This window comes from Cupriavidus sp. UGS-1, assembly GCF_021213615.1.
In the GTDB taxonomy this organism is placed as follows: domain Bacteria; phylum Pseudomonadota; class Gammaproteobacteria; order Burkholderiales; family Burkholderiaceae; genus Cupriavidus.
In genome coordinates this window covers 189,990-206,307 of sequence record NZ_JAJQJF010000006.1, presented here as the reverse complement: position 1 = coordinate 206,307, position 16,318 = coordinate 189,990, and the positions used below count along the sequence as shown (strand labels likewise).

At 68.4% G+C, this 16,318-nt stretch carries 15 protein-coding genes; 9 read left to right on the top strand and 6 right to left on the bottom strand.

Annotated elements, in window-relative coordinates; all coding sequences use genetic code 11:
* Positions 1–180 precede the first annotated feature (180 nt).
* Positions 181–1,857 carry an L-lactate permease gene (locus tag LRR16_RS11010; protein ID WP_023264137.1) on the top strand — a complete coding sequence of 559 codons (1,677 nt, stop codon included), beginning with the start codon at positions 181–183 and terminating at the stop codon, positions 1,855–1,857.
* 124 nt (positions 1,858–1,981) lie between these two features.
* On the opposite strand, the gene LRR16_RS11005 is transcribed toward LRR16_RS11010, so the two are convergent.
* Together LRR16_RS11005 and egtD are read right to left on the bottom strand one after the other, a co-directional pair.
* Positions 1,982–3,256 carry an SUMF1/EgtB/PvdO family nonheme iron enzyme gene (locus tag LRR16_RS11005; protein WP_232205859.1) on the bottom strand — a complete coding sequence of 425 codons (1,275 nt, stop codon included), beginning with the start codon at positions 3,254–3,256 and terminating at the stop codon, positions 1,982–1,984.
* A gap of 165 nt (positions 3,257–3,421) precedes the next feature.
* Positions 3,422–4,549 (bottom strand): L-histidine N(alpha)-methyltransferase, encoded by a 1,128-nt coding sequence (egtD, locus tag LRR16_RS11000; RefSeq protein WP_232205858.1) that lies wholly within the window; start codon positions 4,547–4,549, stop codon positions 3,422–3,424.
* 678 nt (positions 4,550–5,227) lie between these two features.
* On the opposite strand from egtD, the gene LRR16_RS10995 reads away from it, so the two are divergent.
* From LRR16_RS10995 to LRR16_RS10985, 3 genes are all read left to right on the top strand, one after another.
* Positions 5,228–5,926: a TerC family protein gene (locus tag LRR16_RS10995; RefSeq protein WP_006578124.1), complete on the top strand. Its 699-nt coding sequence runs from the start codon at positions 5,228–5,230 to the stop codon at positions 5,924–5,926.
* 170 nt (positions 5,927–6,096) lie between these two features.
* A complete protein-coding gene (locus LRR16_RS10990) occupies positions 6,097–6,891 on the top strand; it encodes a thymidylate synthase (RefSeq protein ID WP_232205857.1) in 795 nt (264 codons plus the stop codon).
* A complete protein-coding gene (locus LRR16_RS10985) occupies positions 6,888–7,379 on the top strand; it encodes a dihydrofolate reductase (RefSeq protein WP_064575895.1) in 492 nt (163 codons plus the stop codon). Before LRR16_RS10990 ends, LRR16_RS10985 begins: the two co-directional genes overlap by 4 nt.
* A gap of 211 nt (positions 7,380–7,590) precedes the next feature.
* On the opposite strand, the gene pmbA is transcribed toward LRR16_RS10985, so the two are convergent.
* On the bottom strand, positions 7,591–8,961 hold the full coding sequence (pmbA, locus tag LRR16_RS10980; RefSeq protein ID WP_006578127.1) for a metalloprotease PmbA: 1,371 nt from the start codon (positions 8,959–8,961) through the stop codon (positions 7,591–7,593).
* A 137-nt stretch (positions 8,962–9,098) separates the two neighbouring features.
* On the opposite strand from pmbA, the gene yjgA reads away from it, so the two are divergent.
* Positions 9,099–9,713 (top strand): ribosome biogenesis factor YjgA, encoded by a 615-nt coding sequence (yjgA, locus tag LRR16_RS10975; protein ID WP_304524538.1) that lies wholly within the window; start codon positions 9,099–9,101, stop codon positions 9,711–9,713.
* Positions 9,710–10,354, top strand: coding sequence for a molybdopterin adenylyltransferase (mog, locus tag LRR16_RS10970; protein WP_006578129.1), 645 nt, complete (start codon positions 9,710–9,712; stop codon positions 10,352–10,354). Before yjgA ends, mog begins: the two co-directional genes overlap by 4 nt.
* Before the next feature lie 266 nt (positions 10,355–10,620).
* Here the strand turns inward: mog and LRR16_RS10965 are convergent, their stop codons facing one another.
* Together LRR16_RS10965 and orn are read right to left on the bottom strand one after the other, a co-directional pair.
* The gene (locus LRR16_RS10965) at positions 10,621–11,502 is read right to left on the bottom strand and encodes an AEC family transporter (protein WP_232205855.1); all 882 of its coding nucleotides are present in this window, start codon (positions 11,500–11,502) and stop codon (positions 10,621–10,623) included.
* Positions 11,503–11,626: 124 nt separating this feature from the next.
* Positions 11,627–12,292 (bottom strand): oligoribonuclease, encoded by a 666-nt coding sequence (gene orn, locus LRR16_RS10960; protein WP_006578132.1) that lies wholly within the window; start codon positions 12,290–12,292, stop codon positions 11,627–11,629.
* Positions 12,293–12,431: 139 nt separating this feature from the next.
* Between orn and LRR16_RS10955 the strand changes: the two genes are divergently transcribed.
* The 3 genes from LRR16_RS10955 to LRR16_RS10945 all read left to right on the top strand — a co-directional run bounded on the left by LRR16_RS10955 (position 12,432) and on the right by LRR16_RS10945 (position 15,182).
* Positions 12,432–13,679, top strand: coding sequence for a M48 family metallopeptidase (locus LRR16_RS10955; protein WP_232205854.1), 1,248 nt, complete (start codon positions 12,432–12,434; stop codon positions 13,677–13,679).
* On the top strand, positions 13,676–14,662 hold the full coding sequence (gene rsgA, locus LRR16_RS10950) for a ribosome small subunit-dependent GTPase A (protein WP_082928512.1): 987 nt from the start codon (positions 13,676–13,678) through the stop codon (positions 14,660–14,662). The genes LRR16_RS10955 and rsgA overlap by 4 nt, the downstream gene beginning before the upstream one ends.
* Before the next feature lie 214 nt (positions 14,663–14,876).
* Positions 14,877–15,182 (top strand): putative signal transducing protein, encoded by a 306-nt coding sequence (locus tag LRR16_RS10945; RefSeq protein ID WP_023264867.1) that lies wholly within the window; start codon positions 14,877–14,879, stop codon positions 15,180–15,182.
* 89 nt (positions 15,183–15,271) lie between these two features.
* Here LRR16_RS10945 and LRR16_RS10940 read toward each other — a convergent pair whose 3' ends face one another.
* On the bottom strand, positions 15,272–16,264 hold the full coding sequence (locus tag LRR16_RS10940) for a CobD/CbiB family protein (protein WP_232205853.1): 993 nt from the start codon (positions 16,262–16,264) through the stop codon (positions 15,272–15,274).
* Positions 16,265–16,318: the final 54 nt, after the last annotated feature.

Genomic DNA, 16,318 nt, shown 5'->3' with positions numbered 1-16,318 from the left:
GGTTCACGCCCATCGTGACGCGATGTATCGCGGGTGACGTATAGCCGTCCTTACAATCCTTCGCTTGCTCGTGCGCGAAGCTTGGGTCACCCCTGCGCGTCCCTCGCGTGCGCAGGCAAACCGGCGAGGATCGCCCGCAGAAGGATGGCTCGCCGGCCCATCACTGAGGAGGATTCAATCGTGTGGAGTCAAGTCTACGACCCGCTCGGCAGCATGGCCCTGTCCACGCTCGCCGCGGGCGTGCCGGTCGCGGTGCTGTTGGGCGCGCTGGCGTTCTTTCATCTGCAGGCCCATCTGGCCGCCGGCCTGGCGCTGGTGGTCGGCATCGTGGTCGCCTCGGCGATCTTCGGCATGCCCGCCGCGATGGCCGGCAAGGCCGCCGGCCTGGGCATCGCATCGGGCCTGTTCCCGATCGGCTGGATCGTGCTGAACATCATCTTCCTGCACCGGCTGACCACGCTGAACGGCTCGTTCAAGGTGCTGCAGGGCTCGATCGCCGGCATCACCGAAGACAGGCGCCTGCAGCTGCTGCTGGTCGCGTTCAGCTTCGGCGCGTTCTTCGAGGGCGCGGCCGGCTTCGGCACGCCGGTGGCGGTGACCGGCGCGATCCTGATCGGCCTGGGCTTCTCGCCGCTGGCCGCTTCGGGCCTGGCGCTGATCGCCAATACCGCGCCGGTCGCCTACGGCGCGCTCGGCTCGCCGATCATCGCGCTGTCGGCCGTCACCGGCCTTGACCTGCTCGACCTGTCGGCGATGATCGGCCGCCAGCTGCCGCTGTTCTCGGTGCTGGTGCCGTTCTGGCTGATCTGGGCCTTTGCCGGCTTCCGCGGCATGCTCGAGGTCTGGCCGGCGATCCTGGTGGCCGGCGTCAGCTTCGCGATCCCGCAGTTCCTGGTGTCGAACTACCACGGCCCGTGGCTGGTGGACGTGATCGCCGCGCTGGTGTCGATGGGCTCGCTGGCGCTGTTCCTGAAGGTCTGGAAGCCGAAGAAGATCTGGACCACCACCAAGATCCTGGGCCGCCACGACGAATCGAAGGTCGACGATCCCGAGGCGGTCGCCGCCGAGGCGCGCGCCAACGCCGCTGCCGCCGGCATCTCGACCGCCAAGGCGTGGATGCCGTGGGTGATCCTGACCGTGTTCGTCTTCATCTGGGGCGTGCCGCAGATCAAGAAGGCGTTCGACGCGATCTGGTCGTGGAAGTACGCGATCCCGGGCCTGGACAAGGCGGTGCTGAAGGTGCCGCCGGTGGTGCCGCAGCAGATCGCCGAGGCTGCGGTGTTCAACTTCAACGTGCTGTCGATGGCGGGCACCGGCATCCTGGTCGCCGCCGTGGTCGGCGGGCTGCTGATGGGCTATTCGGTGCCGCGCCTGCTGCGCGAGTACTGGAACACGATCAAGCTGGTGCGCTACTCGCTGCTGACGATCTGCGCGATGTTCGGCGTCGGCTACCTGACCCGCTACTCGGGCCTGGACGCGACGCTGGGCCTGGCGTTCGCGCACACCGGCGTGTTCTACCCGCTGTTCGGCACGATGCTGGGCTGGCTGGGCGTCGCGCTGACCGGCTCGGATACCGCGTCGAACGTGCTGTTCGGCGGGCTGCAGAAGACCACCGCGGAGCAGCTCGGCCTGTCGCCGGTGCTGATGGCCTCGGCCAACAGCTCGGGCGGCGTGATGGGCAAGATGATCGACGCGCAGTCGATCGTGGTGGCCTCGACCGCGACCAAGTGGTACGGCCACGAGGGCGACATCCTGCGCTACGTGTTCTTCCACTCGGTCGTGCTGGCGATTCTCGTCGGCCTGTTCGTTACGCTGCAGGCCTATGTGGAGCCGTTCACGCGGATGGTGATTCACTGATATCGCCGTCGTTCCGCGTAGGCGGGAATCCAGCGTCTTGGCAAAGCCACTGGGTCCCCGCCTGCGCGGGGACGACCAATCCAACGGCAAACTGCGCCCCGCTCCTGCGGGGCTTTTTTTTCGCTCACAGCGCGCAGGTACGAAACCCCACGAAGGCTGCGTCTTCCTCCGGCGCCAGCGCCAGCCGCGCGCGTGCATGGCGCAGCCGCGTCGGGCCGACGAAGCAGGCGCCGCGCACGGCCTGGCAGACGCCGAAGCGCGCCTGCATCTCGCTGTCCCCGGGGCCGGGGTGCGCCGGCAACTCGGCAAAGCCGGCATAGGGCTCGTACGGTGTCGCGGTCCATTCGCGCACCATGCCCCAGCGGAAGCCACCGCGATTCTGCACCGCGGCCATCTCCCACTCGGCCTCGTCCGGCAGCCGGCGTCCGGCCCACGCGCACCAGGCCTGCGCCTCGTACAGCGTCACGTGCCGCACCGCCTCGTCGGGATTGAGCGTGCGCAGCATGTCGAAGCGCTGCGCCATCCAGGCGCGCGTCTGCGCATGGCGCTCCCAGTAGCGCGGCGCCGAGCGCTCCTGCGTCATCAGCCACTGGCGGCCGGCCGGCGACCACCAGTTGGGCCGCTCGTAGCCGCCGTCGTCGACGAACTCCAGGTATTGCGCGTTGGTGACCGGCGCGGCGTCGATCTCGAAGGCCGGCACATAAGTCGGCTGCGCGGGCAGTTCGTCGGGCATCGCGAAGCCGTCCGGCTCGCTCCAGCCCTGCGTGAAACGGCCGCCGGGAAACTGCAGCGTGCCGGCGTCGGGCACGCTGACCGGCGGGCGGGTCAGCGCGGGATCGTCGGGCGCCATCGCCAGCGCCTGCAGCAGTGCGGCGATCCGTTCGATCTGCGCGTCCTCGTGCTGCAGCGCGCGGCGGTAGGGATACAGCGTGTCGTCGCCATCGTCGGGCAGCAGCGCGATCCGGCGCAGCACCGCGTCGAGCACCGAGGCCGCGTAGTGCTTCAGTGCGGCAACATCGGGCAGGGCGGCTTCCCAGCGCGCATCGGGACCGATGCGTTCGGGATCGAACCACTCGTCGGCACCGTCGAGCATCGCCGGCGCGGCCGGCACCGGCAGCAGCACGCCGCCGCGGTCCTGCCATTGGACGTCGCGCAGGCACCACCATTCGGCGTGCCAGGCGAGATGGCCCAGCGTCCATAGCGGCGGATCGGCATCGTACTGGCGCGGCACGATCCAGCCGCGCCGGGCCGCGCCGAACGCGGCCAGCCAGGCCAGCGTGCGGTTGCGGCTGTCGACCAGCGCCTGCGCCAAGCCCTCGCGCGGCAGCCGCCGCGCATCGCTCCAGTCGTGCCGGCCGCCGGCGAAATACAGATCGGGAAGCATGGTGAAGCCGCTCATCGGATTGCCCGCCTCGTCAAAAGCCGCTGGAAAACCGCGCGCAGTGCGAGCGGCATGTCAGCGGGCATTATGACACCGCGGCTTTCCCCTTCCCTTTCCCCTTCCCTTCGGCCTGCCTCTTCGGCCTGCCTCTTCGGCCAGCCTCTTCCGCCTGGTCCTCGACCCTCAGGCCGGCACGCGCGCGTGGAACACCGCGAACCATTGCCGCGCGTCGGTCCAGCAGACCGGATCGGCAAAGCCCGCCTCTTCGAGCAGCGCGGCAAACCCGTCGACGCGGTACTTGTGCGAGTCCTCGGTATGGATGCGCTCGCCGGCATGGAAGGCGCGGCCGCCGCCGGTCCAGTGGACCTCGACATCGCGCACCGCCTCCAGATGCATCCGGATACGCGAACGCTGCCGGTCGAAGCTGGCGACATGGCGCCAGTCGGCCAACGCGAAGTTGGCATCGATCGCGCGATTGACGTTGCGCAGCACGTTGCGGTTGAACGCCGCAGTCACGCCCAGCGCATCGTCGTAGGCCGCTACCAGCTGCGCCTCGTCCTTGACCAGATCGACGCCGATCAACACGCCGTCGCCCTGCCGCGCTGCCGCGCGCAGCCGCTGCAGCAGCGCCAGCGCGGCGTCGGGCGCGAAGTTGCCGATGCTCGAGCCCGGATAGAAGAACAGCCGCCGGCCGTGCCGGATCGGCGCCGGCAGCGCGAGCGGCGCGCACAGGTCCGCGCCCAGCCCCAGCATCGGAATCTGCGGATGCTGCTGCTGCAGTCCGGCCAGCGTGTCGCGCAGGAACTCGACCGAGATATCGAGCGCAACATATTGGGCGGGCCGCAGCACGCCGAACAGCCGCGCCGCCTTCTGGCAATTGCCGGCGCCGAGGTCGATCAGCACGCCGCCGCTGCCGCAGCGCGCGCCGATCGCACTCGCATGCGCGGCGAAGATCTCCGCCTCGGTGCGCGTCGGATAGTACTCGGGCAACGCGGTGATGGCCTCGAACAGCCGCGAGCCGAGCACGTCGTAGAAGTGCTTGGGCTGGACGCTGGCGTGCGGAGCCAGCAGACCGTCGATCAGCTCGGCGCGCTCGGCCTCGTCGTCGTGGCGGTACTGCTGCACGAAGGCGAGCGGATCGCCGAAGCGCGAGCGCGCCCTGGCCAGCGACGAGGCCGCGGCGGCGGATCGAGAAGGCGGGGAAGACGAGGAAGACGAGGAAGACGATGAGGACGCTGCGGAAGACGGGGACGGTGAAGAGGCGGCGCGCGGTGCGGATCCGTTGTCCTGGCGGATGCGGCGCGATGGCATACCGATCGGGTCAGCCGGCATAGGGTTCTTGTTCCTTGTGGTCGGTTGATGTGGCTGGATGACACTGGGCACCGCGCTGCGAGCCTTGAGCACTGAGCGCGGCGCAACCCCGAACCCCGGTCACACCGCCGCCGCCGTCTCGGCAAACGCAGCGAACGCCAGCAAACGGCCGGTGTGGGCAGAGGACACGCCGCCATCGCTGTCCGGCGGCGCATCGGCCACTGCCGATCCGGTAAGAATAGGCGCTATCGGCCTCGTCTGCCTGCCCGCCTGCCTCCGACACGCGCCCGGCGCTATTCCGGGCCATGGCGGGCCAGGTGGGGCTGGAAGCGGGTAAAGGCGTGGCGCGAGGCCGGGTAAACGCCATTTGCCGCAAAGGCGACAATCGCCATGAACCTCGTTTATAATCCGTGCCCAAGCAAGGCCGACCACGGCCAAGCCCCTTCAAAGGGGAGTAGCTCCAGGGCAGCCCGCCCTTAGCACAATCGTCATTACGAGCGCCGCGCCCATTGCGGCCTCCGGTTGTGCTGACCGTACCGGCGATATCGGCGTTTCGGCAATATCGCAGATCGGTCGAGCAAGACCTTTGCAACCTGGATTCATGGTTTGCAGAGGCTCCCGTCCGCGGCTGCATGACTCCAGGCGAACCGATATTTCACGTTTCCAACAGGAGAGTTCATGGAGTGGCTTACCGATCTGTTCACGATGCAGTTTCTGACGGCACTGCTGTCGATCGTCGTCATCGACCTGGTGCTCGCTGGCGACAATGCCATCGTGATCGCGCTGGCGGCGCGTAACCTGCCGCCGCACCTGCAAAAGAAGGCCATCGTCTGGGGCACCATCGGTGCCGTCGTGGTCCGTTCGGCCATGACCATCGGTGTCGTGTGGCTGCTGAAGATTCCTGGCCTGATGCTGGTCGGTGGCCTGGCGCTGGTGTGGATCGCCTACAAGCTGCTGTCCGACGAAAACGGCGAGGACGAGCATGGCGCCCCGGCAACCACGCTGGCCGGCGCGATGAAGACGATCATCATCGCCGACGCCGTGATGGGCGTCGACAACGTGCTGGCCGTGGCCGGCGCCGCGCACGGCAGCTTCCTGCTGGTGGTGCTGGGTCTGCTGATCAGCATCCCGATCGTGGTCTGGGGCTCGCGCCTGGTGCTCAAGCTGATGGCCCGCTACCCGATCATCATCTACCTGGGCTCCGGCGTGCTGGCGTTCACCGCGGCCAAGATGATCCTGGGCGAACCGCTGGTCAAGCCGTTCTTCGCCGCCAACCCGGCGCTGGCCTGGCTGCTGTATGCCGTGATCATCGGCGGCGTGCTGGGCGCCGGCTATATGGTGCAGAAGCGCCGCGCGCCGGCGGTCGAAAGCCAGTAAGCGGCAAGCTGTCGTTCCCGCCCGTGCGGGAACGACAGCGATCCGATCAAGGGGCGGCTCCATCGGGGCCGCCCTTTTTTCATGCCGGCGCCCCATCGGAGCGCATCGGCTAGAATGACGCCCTGGCCCGCATGCCGCTGCGCTGCGGCCCTTTTTCCTTTCCGACGCCGATGAAACAGTATCTCGACTTCATGCGCCATGTGTACGAGCATGGCACCGTCAAGGCGGACCGCACCGGCACCGGCACGCGCTCGGTGTTCGGCTATCAGATGCGCTTCGACCTGCGCGAAGGCTTCCCGGTGGTCACCACCAAGAAGCTGCATCTGAAGTCGATCATCCATGAGCTGCTGTGGTTCCTGCAGGGCTCGACCAATGTGCGGTGGCTGCAGGAAAACGGCGTCACGATCTGGGACGAATGGGCCGACGAGAACGGCGAGCTCGGCCCGATCTACGGCTATCAATGGCGTTCGTGGCCGGCGCCGAACGGCGAGCATATCGACCAGATCGCCCAGCTGATCGAGCAGATCCGCAGCAATCCGGATTCGCGCCGGCTGATCGTGTCGGCCTGGAACGTCGGCGACATCCCGCGCATGAAGCTGCCACCCTGCCACGCGTTCTTCCAGTTCTACGTGGCCGACGGCCGGCTGTCGTGCCAGCTGTACCAGCGCAGCGCCGACATCTTCCTCGGCGTGCCGTTCAATATCGCCAGCTATGCGCTGCTGACGCACATGATCGCGCAGCAGACCGGTCTCGAAGTCGGCGATTTCGTCTGGACCGGCGGCGACTGCCATATCTACAGCAATCACGAGGAACAGGTGCGCACGCAGCTGGCGCGCGAACCGATGGCGCTGCCGAAGCTGGAAATCCTGCGCAAGCCCGATTCGATCTTCGACTACCGCTACGAGGACTTCGCGCTGGTCGGCTACCAATCGCATCCGGCCATCAAGGCCCCGGTCGCGGTATGACGCTGCTGACGCTGATCGTCGCGCGCGCGCGCAATGGCGTGATCGGCCGCGACAACACGCTGCCGTGGCGGCTGCCCGAGGACCTGGCGCACTTCAAGCGCACCACGATGGGCGCTCCGGTGATCATGGGCCGCAAGACCTGGGAATCGATCGGCCGGCCGCTGCCGGGCCGCCGCAATATCGTGGTGAGCCGCAATCCCGAACTGCGGCTCGATGGCGCGGAAACCGCTTCCTCGCTCGAGGACGCGCTGCGGCTGTGCGTCGGCGTCGAGCAGGTGTTCCTGATCGGCGGCGCGCAGCTCTATGCCGAGGCGCTGCCCAGCGCCGACCGGCTGATCGTCACCGAGATCGACGCCGACATCGACGGCGATGCGCACTTCCCCGACATCGATCCGCAACGCTGGATTGCCACCGAGCGGGAGCGGCATCATTCCGAGCCGAATGGCTTCGACTATGCGTTCGTGACGTACGAACGGGCGCCGGAGTAGTCTGCGGCAGCAATCTGCCAGCGCTGTCGCCGTGCGCACTGCACGGGCGGCACTCCCTCTCCCGCTTGCGGGAGAGGGTTGGGGAGAGGGGCCGGGCGGTTCAAGCCGTGGCGGCATTGGCCAATGCTGCTGCCCCCTCCCCCTACCCCTCTCCCGCGAGCGGGAGAGGGGAGAACACCTTCGGCTCCGCGCGAGCGACCGCGCTTCCCTGTCAATTCCCCGCGATCGTCATCTGCTCGATCAGGATCGAGCCCGTCTCCTTGGTGCCGCGCACCAGCGTGTCGGCGCCGATCGCGACGATCTGGCGGAACATCTCGGCCATGTTGCCGGCGATCGTGATTTCCTCGACCGGGTACTGGATCACGCCGTTCTCGACCCAATAGCCCGAGGCGCCGCGCGAATAGTCGCCGGTCACGTAGTTGACGCCCTGCCCCATCAGTTCGGTCACCAGCAGGCCGGTGCCCAGCTTGCGCAGCATCGCCGGGAAATCGTCGCCCGGCTCCGTCAGCTTGCTGGTCAGCGACAGATTGTGCGAGCCGCCGGCGTTGCCGGTGGTCTGCATGCCGAGCTTGCGGGCCGAATAGGTCGACAGGAAATAGCCTTGCACGACGCCATCGCGCACCACGTCGCGGGCGCGGGTCTTGACGCCCTCCTCGTCGAACGGCGCGCTGCCCATCGCGCCCGGCACATGCGGACGCTCATGGATGTCGATATGCGGAGCGAAGACCGGCTTGCCCAGCGTGTCGTACAGGAAGGTCGACTTGCGATACAGCGCGCCGCCCGATACCGCCTGCACGAAGGCACCCAGCAGTCCTGCCGCCAGCGGGGCTTCGAACAGCACCGGGCAGCGGCGCGTCGACAGCTTGCGCGCATGCAGCCGCGCCAGCGCGCGTTCGGCAGCGTAGCGGCCGATCGCTTCGGGCTCGGCCAGCGCCTCGGGCGCGCGCTTGGACGAATACCAGTCGTCTCGCTGCATGCCGCCGCCGCTGCCGGCGATCGGCGCGCACGAGACGAAATGGCGCGAATACGGATAGCCGCCGACGAAACCGCGCGTGGTGGCCAGCACGAACTGCGAATGCTGCGCCGATACGCTGGCGCCGTCGCTGTTGCGAATGCGCGGCGACACCGCGAAGGCCGCGGCCTCGGCGCGGCGCGCGATCTCGATAGCCTGCTCGGCGTCGATGGCCCACGGGTGGAACAGGTCCAGGTCGAGCGGATCGCGTTCGAGCAGTTCCTCTTCGGCCAGGCCCGCGCAGTCGTCCTCGGCGGTGAAGCGCGCGATGTTGTAGGCGGCCTCGGCGGTGGCGCGCAGCGCGGCCGGCGAGAAGTCCGACGTGCTGGCATTGCCGCGCCGCTTGCCGATCATCACGGTCACGCCGACCACCTTGTCGCGGTTCTGCTCGATCGTCTCGACCTCGCCCTTGCGCACCGAGACCGACAGGCCGCTGCCCTCGGAAATCTCGGTGGCGGCATCGGTGGCGCCCAGTTCGCGGGCGACGCGCAGCACATCGGCTGCCATTTCGCTCAGTTGCGCCTGGGTATAGGTAAAGTGGACGTTCTGGTCGGTCATGAGATCGGACATGCGTAAGTCTGGCCTGGTAGGTCTGGCGAAGGTCGGGCGTGGCGGAGGCGATTCCGGCGGCGAGCCGGGGCGCCGTGGGAGCCGGGAAGGGCAAACGGAAACCCAAACGGGAATCATAGCAAGATAAAATGCCGCCCATGACGCGACATCCCCGCCACTCCCCCAGCGCCGGCTTTCCCGGCGCCTTTGCCCCCGAGCCCGAAGACGATTCGCCCAAGAGCAAGTCGCAGCGCAAGCGCGACATGCATGCGCTGCAGGACCTTGGCAGCGAGCTCGAGGCGCTGCCCAAGGACCGGCTGGCGCGCGTGCCGATGCCCGAGGTGCTCGAGGACGCGATCCGCGAGGCCCGCCGCATTACCAGCCACGAAGGCAAGCGCCGCCAGATGCAGTATGTCGGCAAGGTGATGCGCGGCCTGAACGACGACGAGATCGACGCCATTCGGCGCGCGCTGGACGGCTTCAAGGGCACCAGCAAGGCCGAGACCGCCCGGCTGCATCTGATCGAGCGCTGGCGCGAACTGCTGCTCAAGGACGACGAGGCGCTGACGCGCTTCCTCGCCGAGCATCCGAGCGTCGACGTGCAGGCGCTGCGCAGCCTGATCCGCAACGCGCGCAAGGAACAGCAGCTGGCCAAGCCGCCGAAGCATTTCCGCGAGCTGTTCCAGGCGATCAAGAGCGCGCTCGAGGCGCGCGAGCAGCCCGGTGCGGCGTCCGCCGCGCCTTCAACCGGAGAGGATCAGGAGCCCGCATGAGCGACCTTGCCCAAACCATCGGCCAGCCCGTGGCTCGCCGCCACCCCGACGAACTTGTCGTCGGCTTCGTGTCGATCTCGGACCGCGCGTCCGCGGGCACCTATCAGGACGAGGGCATCCCCGCGCTGCGCGAATGGTTCGGCCGTACGCTGACCTCGCCGTGGCAGGGCGTGGAACGGCTGATCCCCGACGAACAGGCGCAGATCTCGCGCACGCTGATCGAGCTGGTCGACGTGGCCGGCTGCGACCTGGTGCTGACCACCGGCGGCACCGGTCCCGCGCGCCGCGACGTGACGCCGGAAGCCACGCTGGCGGTCGGCACCAAGGAAATGCCTGGCTTCGGCGAGCAGATGCGCCAGGTCAGCCTGCATTTCGTGCCGACCGCGATCCTGTCGCGCCAGGTGGCGGTGATCCGCGAAACGCCGAGCCGTGCGGCGCTGATCATCAACCTGCCGGGCCAGCCGCGCGCGATCCGCGAAACCCTCGAAGGGCTGCGCGGCGACGACGGCAAGCCCGTCGTGCAAGGCATCTTTGCCGCGGTGCCCTACTGCATCGACCTGATCGGCGGCCCCTACATCGAGACCGACGAGGCCGTGGTCAAGGCCTGGCGGCCGAAGCACGCGATCCGGCAGAAGGGCTGAGCGGCGCCGAGGTTGCCCTCGCCCCTGCCCCTCTCCCGCACGCGGGAGAGGCGGGAGAGGGAAACACCGAGGGCATTTGCCGAGCTCTACCCCTTCCCCCGCTTGCCGGAAGATCAGACACCGAAGGCATCTCCCGCACTCGCTCCCCTCTCCCGCTTGGGGCAGAGGGACACATCGAAAGCACTGGTCGCGCTCGCTCGGCACTCGCTCCCCTCTCCCGCTTGCGGGAGAGGGGCTGGGGGAGAGGGCAGCCCGGAGGCGGACGCCTACCGCAGCCCCAGATAGAGCCCGACCGGCACGAACACCACCGCGGCAATATTGCCCAGCAGCACGATCGACGCGACCTGGTCCGGCTCCTGCCGGAAATGGTCGGCCACCAGGAAATTCAGCACGGCCGGCGGCAGCGCGGCGAACACGAACAGCAGGCCGCGCTGCAGCTCGGTCAGCGGCACCACCGCCGCCAGCGCCAGCGCGCAGGCGATGCCGGTCAGCGGGCAGATCACCGCGCCGGCCAGCCCCATGCCCCAGTTGCGCAGATTGACGTCCTTCATCCGCACGCCCAGCGCGAACAGCATCAGCGGCACGGTGGCGTCGCCCAGCAGCTTGATCGATTGATAGACCGGATCGGGCAGCGCGAACCACGGGCGCGCCAGCGACAGGCCGACGCCGGCGATCGTCGCCAGCACCATCGGGTTGCGCGAGATCTGCGCCAGCGAGGCATGGCGGTTGACGATCTTCAGCCCCAGCGTGAAGTGCATCAGGTTCGAGGCCGCGAACAGCGCCACCGCCGGGGCCAGCCCGGCCGGCCCGAAGGCGAACACTGACAGCGGCAGCCCCATGTTGCCCGAGTTGTTGAACATCATCGGCGGCACGAAGGTGCGCGGGTCCGCGCCCATCAGCCGCGCCGCGCCGAGCGCGAGCAGGCCCGAGCCGAGCACCACGCCGACCGCGCAGGCCAGCAGCGCGAGCTGGTCGGCCAGCACGAACTCCTTGCTGACGAAGGCCGACACCACCAGCAGCGGCGCGATCACGTCGAGCGTCGCGCGGTTGATGCCCGCCATGTCGGGATGGGCCTTGCGCCCGTACAGCCAGCCGACCAGGATGATCAGGATGACGGGCGTGATGATCGAGACGATGCGCTCAAGCATGGCGGGATGGGGAGGAAGGATCGAATCGAGCCGCGATGCCCGTCGTTCCCGCGCAGGCGGGGACCCAGCGGCTCATCGCAAGTCACTGGGCTCCCGCATCCGCGGGAACGACGAACCGGCTGGGTCAGGCTGCGCCGGTGGAGCCCGCCGCGTCCTGCGCCGGCGCCGCCTGCTGGCTGCTGCGAATGAAATGCGTGCGGTAGTAGCGCAGCTCCTCGATCGACTCGAGGATGTCGGCCAGCGCCGTATGCAGCTGCCGCTTGATGAAGCCCTTGTGGATCGCCGGCTCCCAGCGCTTGCACAGCTCCTTCAGCGTCGACACGTCGAGGTTGCGATAGTGGAAGAACGCCTCGAGCTTGGGCATGTAGCGCGCCATGAAGCGGCGGTCCTGGCAGATCGAATTGCCGCACATCGGCGACTTGCCGGCCGGCACCCAGCGCTTGAGGAAGGCGAGCAGTTCCGCTTCGGCCTGCGCCTCGGTCAGCGTCGAGGCCTTGACCTTGTCGATCAGGCCCGAGCGGCCATGGGTGCCCTTGTTCCAGTTGTCCATCGCGTCGAGCACGGCGTCGTCCTGGTGGATCACCAGCACCGGACCCTCGGCCAGGATATGCAGCTCGGAGTCGGTGACCACCACCGCCACCTCGATGATGCGGTCGTTCTCGGGGGACAGCCCGGTCATCTCCATATCGAGCCAGACCAGGTTGTTTTCGCTCTTGACCGACTTGACGGCGGGCGGGGCGGAGGCGGGCGCGGCGGCGGGTACGGAGGCGGCGGGGCTGGAGCTTGTCATCGGACTGCGTGAGGATCGGATAGCGGAGAGATGGGAATATCGTGCGTCGGCATCGTGGGCCCTGGCGGGTGTGCCGGCGCGAAGTCATATAATTCTCGCATATCGAAGGCACTAGACCGCCCCACAAGGCAAGGACCCGATGTTCACGCTGCTTTTTCTCGTCGCCCTGGTGGTGATGGTGCTCACCAAACTGTGGCTGGCCGCGCGCCAGGTTCGCCATGTCGGCCTGCATCGCGACACCGTGCCGCCGCGCTTCGCCGATACGATCTCGCTGGCCGCGCACCGCAAGGCCGCCGACTACACGATCGCCCGCACGCGGCTGTCGATGCTCGAGGTGCTCGCCGGCGCCGCCGTGCTGATCGGCTTCACGCTGCTCGGCGGCCTGCACTCGCTGAACCAGTTCTGGTACGGCACCTTCGGCCCCGGCTATGCCTATGGCGTCGCGCTGATCGCCAGCGTCGCGCTGATCGGCGGGCTGGCCGAGCTGCCCTTCACGCTGTACGCGCAGTTCGGCATCGAGCAGCGCTTCGGCTTCAACCGGATGACCTGGCGGCTGTGGCTCGTCGACACCATCAAGATGCTGGTGGTCGCCGCGGTGCTGGGCCTGCCGCTGCTGCTGGCGGTGCTGTGGCTGATGGACCGGACCGGCACGTGGTGGTGGCTGTGGACCTGGATGGTCTGGATGGCCTTCAACCTGGTGCTGCTGGTGATCTTCCCGACCTGGATCGCGCCGCTGTTCAACAAGTTCGAGCCGCTGACCGACGAGACGCTGAAGCAGCGCATCGAAGCGCTGATGCGCCGCTGCGGCTTCGCCAGCAAGGGCCTGTTCGTGATGGACGGCTCGCGCCGCAGCGCGCACGGCAACGCCTATTTCACCGGATTCGGCGCGGCCAAGCGCATCGTCTTCTTCGACACGCTGCTGTCGCGGCTGAACGCCGACGAGATCGAGGCGGTGCTCGCGCACGAGCTCGGCCACTTCAAGCGGCGCCATATCGTCAAGCGCATCGTCGTGACCTTCGCGCTGAGCCTGGCCTTCCTGGCGCTGCTGGGCTGGCTGTCGACGCAGGCGTGGTTCTACACGGGCCTGGGCGTGCTGCCGAACCTGATGTCCGACAGCCACGCGCTGGCGCTGGTGCTGTTCTTCCTGACGCTGCCGGTATTCACGTTCCTGCTCGGACCGCTGTCGAGCCTGACCTCGCGCCGGCACGAGTTCGAGGCCGATGCGTTCGCCGCCGAGCATGCCGATGCCGGCCATCTGGTGTCGGCGCTGGTCAAGCTGTACAAGGACAATGCGTCGACGCTGACGCCCGATCCGCTCTACAGCGCGTTCTACTATTCGCACCCGCCCGCGGCGCAGCGCATCGACCGTCTGCTGGCGCACGCATGAGCCGCCCCGCCCGACTACGCGGCGGCGACGCCCAGCGCCGATCCGCCGGCGCCGCCGTGCCCAACGCCGCCGCGCGCGAATCCGCGCTGATCGTGGCCGCGCACGGCCGCCACTATGTGATCGAGCTCGACGATGGCGAGCGCACGCGCATGCATGCGTTTCCCCGGGGCAAGAAGAGCGAATGCGCGGTCGGCGACCGCGTGCGCGTCGAACGTGCCGCGGCCGATCAGTGCGTGATCGTCGAGGTCGAGCCGCGCCGCAATCTGCTGCATCGCTCGGACCAGTTCAAGTCCAAGCTGCTGGCCGCCAATATCGACCAGGTCGCGATCGTGCTGGCGACCGAACCGAGCTTCTCCGAGGACCTGCTGGGCCGCGCGCTGGTGTCCGCCGAGGCGCTGGAAATCGCGCCGCTGATCCTGCTGAACAAGACCGACCTGACCGACCGGCTGGAGGACGCGCGGCGCCGGCTGACGCTGTACCGGCAGCTGGGCTATCGCACCGTCGAGCTGTCGGTGCACGGCAATCCCGACGACGCGCTGGCGCAGCTGCGTCCGCTGACCGCCGGGCGCGCGACGATCCTGATCGGCCAGTCCGGCATGGGCAAGTCGTCGCTGCTGAACCTGCTGATTCCCGGCGTCGAGGCGCAAACCCGCGAGATCTCGGCCAAGCTCGATTCGGGCAAGCACACCACGACGTTCACGCGGCTATACCACCTGCCCGACGACTGGGGCCAGGGCGGCAGCCTGATCGATTCGCCCGGATTTCAGGAGTTCGGCCTGCACCATCTGTCCGAAGGCATGCTCGAGCGCGCCTTCCCCGAATTCCGCCCGCGGCTGACCGAATGCCGCTTCTACAACTGCCACCATATCAACGAGCCGGGCTGCGGCGTGCTGGCGTCGGTCGAAGCCGGCGGCATCGCGCCGCGGCGGCATCAGCTTTACCTGCAGCTGCTGCACGAGTCGCGGCAGCAGAAGCCGTGGTAGCAGTGCTGTAGATGGTCTCCCCTCTCCCGCTCGCGGGACAGGGGCCGGGGGAGAGGGCAGCGGCATTGGCCAATGCCCTGGCCCTTGCACCGCCCCCTGCCCTCTCCCCAACCCTCTCCCGCAAGCGGGAGAGGGAGCGGCTCATCGCGTGATTTGCTGCCTTGGCACCGCGCCCGTGCTAAGGTCCAAAGCATCCCCACTGCCGGTGACGCCGATGAAACTGCTGCTGTCGACGCCCTCGCTGGTGCATGCGGCCCATTGCCGCAATCTGCTGCTGGCCGCGGGCATCCGCGCGCAATTGCGCAATACGTGGCTGGCCGGTGCGACCGGCGATATTCCGTTTCAGGAGAGCGCGCCGCAGGTGTGGCTGCTCGACGATGCGCGCGAAGAGGAAGCGTGGGCGGTACTCGATGCCGCCGCCAATCCGGCGCCGGGCCCGCGCTGGCGCTGCGCGCGCTGCGGCGAATGGCACGAGGCGCAGTTCGGCGCCTGCTGGCAGTGCGGCAGCCCGCGGCCCTGAATCGGAGGTGACCTGTTCCGGCCGCTGTTCCGGCCGCCCTCCCGGCCTGCCGGAACTTGCTCCCACCTTGGCCGTACCCCTGGCGAACCTCAGCCGACCCAGCTGGCCAGCGACAGCATCGCCAGCAGCAGCATCCACAGCACCACCGCGCGCCAGACCAGGCCGACCGCCGACTGCAGCGCCCGTACGCCGGGATCGGCGCCGAGCTCCGGCGCGGCCGGCTCCGGCGCGCCGTCATCCTCCATGCCCGGGGCATAGTCGAACGCGGCGCCGGTGCCCGGGGTGGCCAGCACCACGCTGGTGTCGTCCTCGGCCAGCGGCGTGCCGAGCCGCACGCCGAGCGCGCCGCCCCCGCTGGCCAGCAGGATGCCGTTGGTCTCGTCGCGCCACTTGCGCGCATGGTTGCGCCACGCGTAGACCGCGTCCTCGAAGTTGCCGACGATCGCAAAGCCGATCGCCGTCAGCCGCGACGGCACCCAGTCCATCAGATGGAAGGCGCGCGCGGCAAACCGGCCGAACGCCGGGCTGCGCTCGGACGACGGCAGGTTCCATTGGCGCGACAGATATTCGGCGACGCGGTACAGCACCACGCCGGCCGGGCCGATCGGCAGCAGGAACCAGAAGAACACGCCGAACACGTGCCGGTGCACGGCAACGATGGCCGCCTCGAGCGTGTGGCGCACGATTTCGCTGACCGGCATGTCGACGGTGTCGAGCCCGGTCCACTCGTGCAGCAACGCACGGGCAGTGGCCGGATCGTCGCGGTTCAGCGCGTCGTGGATATCGGTGAAGTAGTGGCTGAACTGGCGGAAGCCCAGCGTCAGGTACAGCAGCAACACGTTCCACGCCAGCGTCAGCGCCACGCTGATCGTCGCCAGCAGATGGTAGACCGCCAGCGCCGCCAGCGTCAGCGGCAGCGCCACCGTCATCCACGCCAGCGCCGCGTCGCGCGGCCGGCCGGTGTCGAAGGCGCGCTCGGCGCGTTCGGCGAGCGCCCGCACCATTTCATAAATGGGATTGTTGCGGCCCAGGGCGCGGAACTGCTCGGCGATCAGCGCAAGAAGGACGGAAACGAAGGTCATCTCGGGTCGGAAATGGGCGGCAAGGCGAGCTGCCGGGCCGTCCCGGACCATGTG

What these genes read in the sequence shown, in the direction of transcription:
- LRR16_RS11005 (WP_232205859.1), bottom strand. Translation starts at nt 3,256, where the DNA reads ATGAGCGGCTTCACCATGCTTCCCGATCTGTATTTCGCCGGCGGCCGG.
- egtD (WP_232205858.1), bottom strand. Translation starts at nt 4,549, where the DNA reads ATGCCATCGCGCCGCATCCGCCAGGACAACGGATCCGCACCGCGCGCC.
- LRR16_RS10995 (WP_006578124.1), top strand. Translation starts at nt 5,228, where the DNA reads ATGGAGTGGCTTACCGATCTGTTCACGATGCAGTTTCTGACGGCACTG.
- LRR16_RS10990 (WP_232205857.1), top strand. Translation starts at nt 6,097, where the DNA reads ATGAAACAGTATCTCGACTTCATGCGCCATGTGTACGAGCATGGCACC.
- LRR16_RS10985 (WP_064575895.1), top strand. Translation starts at nt 6,888, where the DNA reads ATGACGCTGCTGACGCTGATCGTCGCGCGCGCGCGCAATGGCGTGATC.
- pmbA (WP_006578127.1), bottom strand. Translation starts at nt 8,961, where the DNA reads ATGTCCGATCTCATGACCGACCAGAACGTCCACTTTACCTATACCCAG.
- yjgA (WP_304524538.1), top strand. Translation starts at nt 9,099, where the DNA reads ATGACGCGACATCCCCGCCACTCCCCCAGCGCCGGCTTTCCCGGCGCC.
- mog (WP_006578129.1), top strand. Translation starts at nt 9,710, where the DNA reads ATGAGCGACCTTGCCCAAACCATCGGCCAGCCCGTGGCTCGCCGCCAC.
- LRR16_RS10965 (WP_232205855.1), bottom strand. Translation starts at nt 11,502, where the DNA reads ATGCTTGAGCGCATCGTCTCGATCATCACGCCCGTCATCCTGATCATC.
- orn (WP_006578132.1), bottom strand. Translation starts at nt 12,292, where the DNA reads ATGACAAGCTCCAGCCCCGCCGCCTCCGTACCCGCCGCCGCGCCCGCC.
- LRR16_RS10955 (WP_232205854.1), top strand. Translation starts at nt 12,432, where the DNA reads ATGTTCACGCTGCTTTTTCTCGTCGCCCTGGTGGTGATGGTGCTCACC.
- rsgA (WP_082928512.1), top strand. Translation starts at nt 13,676, where the DNA reads ATGAGCCGCCCCGCCCGACTACGCGGCGGCGACGCCCAGCGCCGATCC.
- LRR16_RS10945 (WP_023264867.1), top strand. Translation starts at nt 14,877, where the DNA reads ATGAAACTGCTGCTGTCGACGCCCTCGCTGGTGCATGCGGCCCATTGC.
- LRR16_RS10940 (WP_232205853.1), bottom strand. Translation starts at nt 16,264, where the DNA reads ATGACCTTCGTTTCCGTCCTTCTTGCGCTGATCGCCGAGCAGTTCCGC.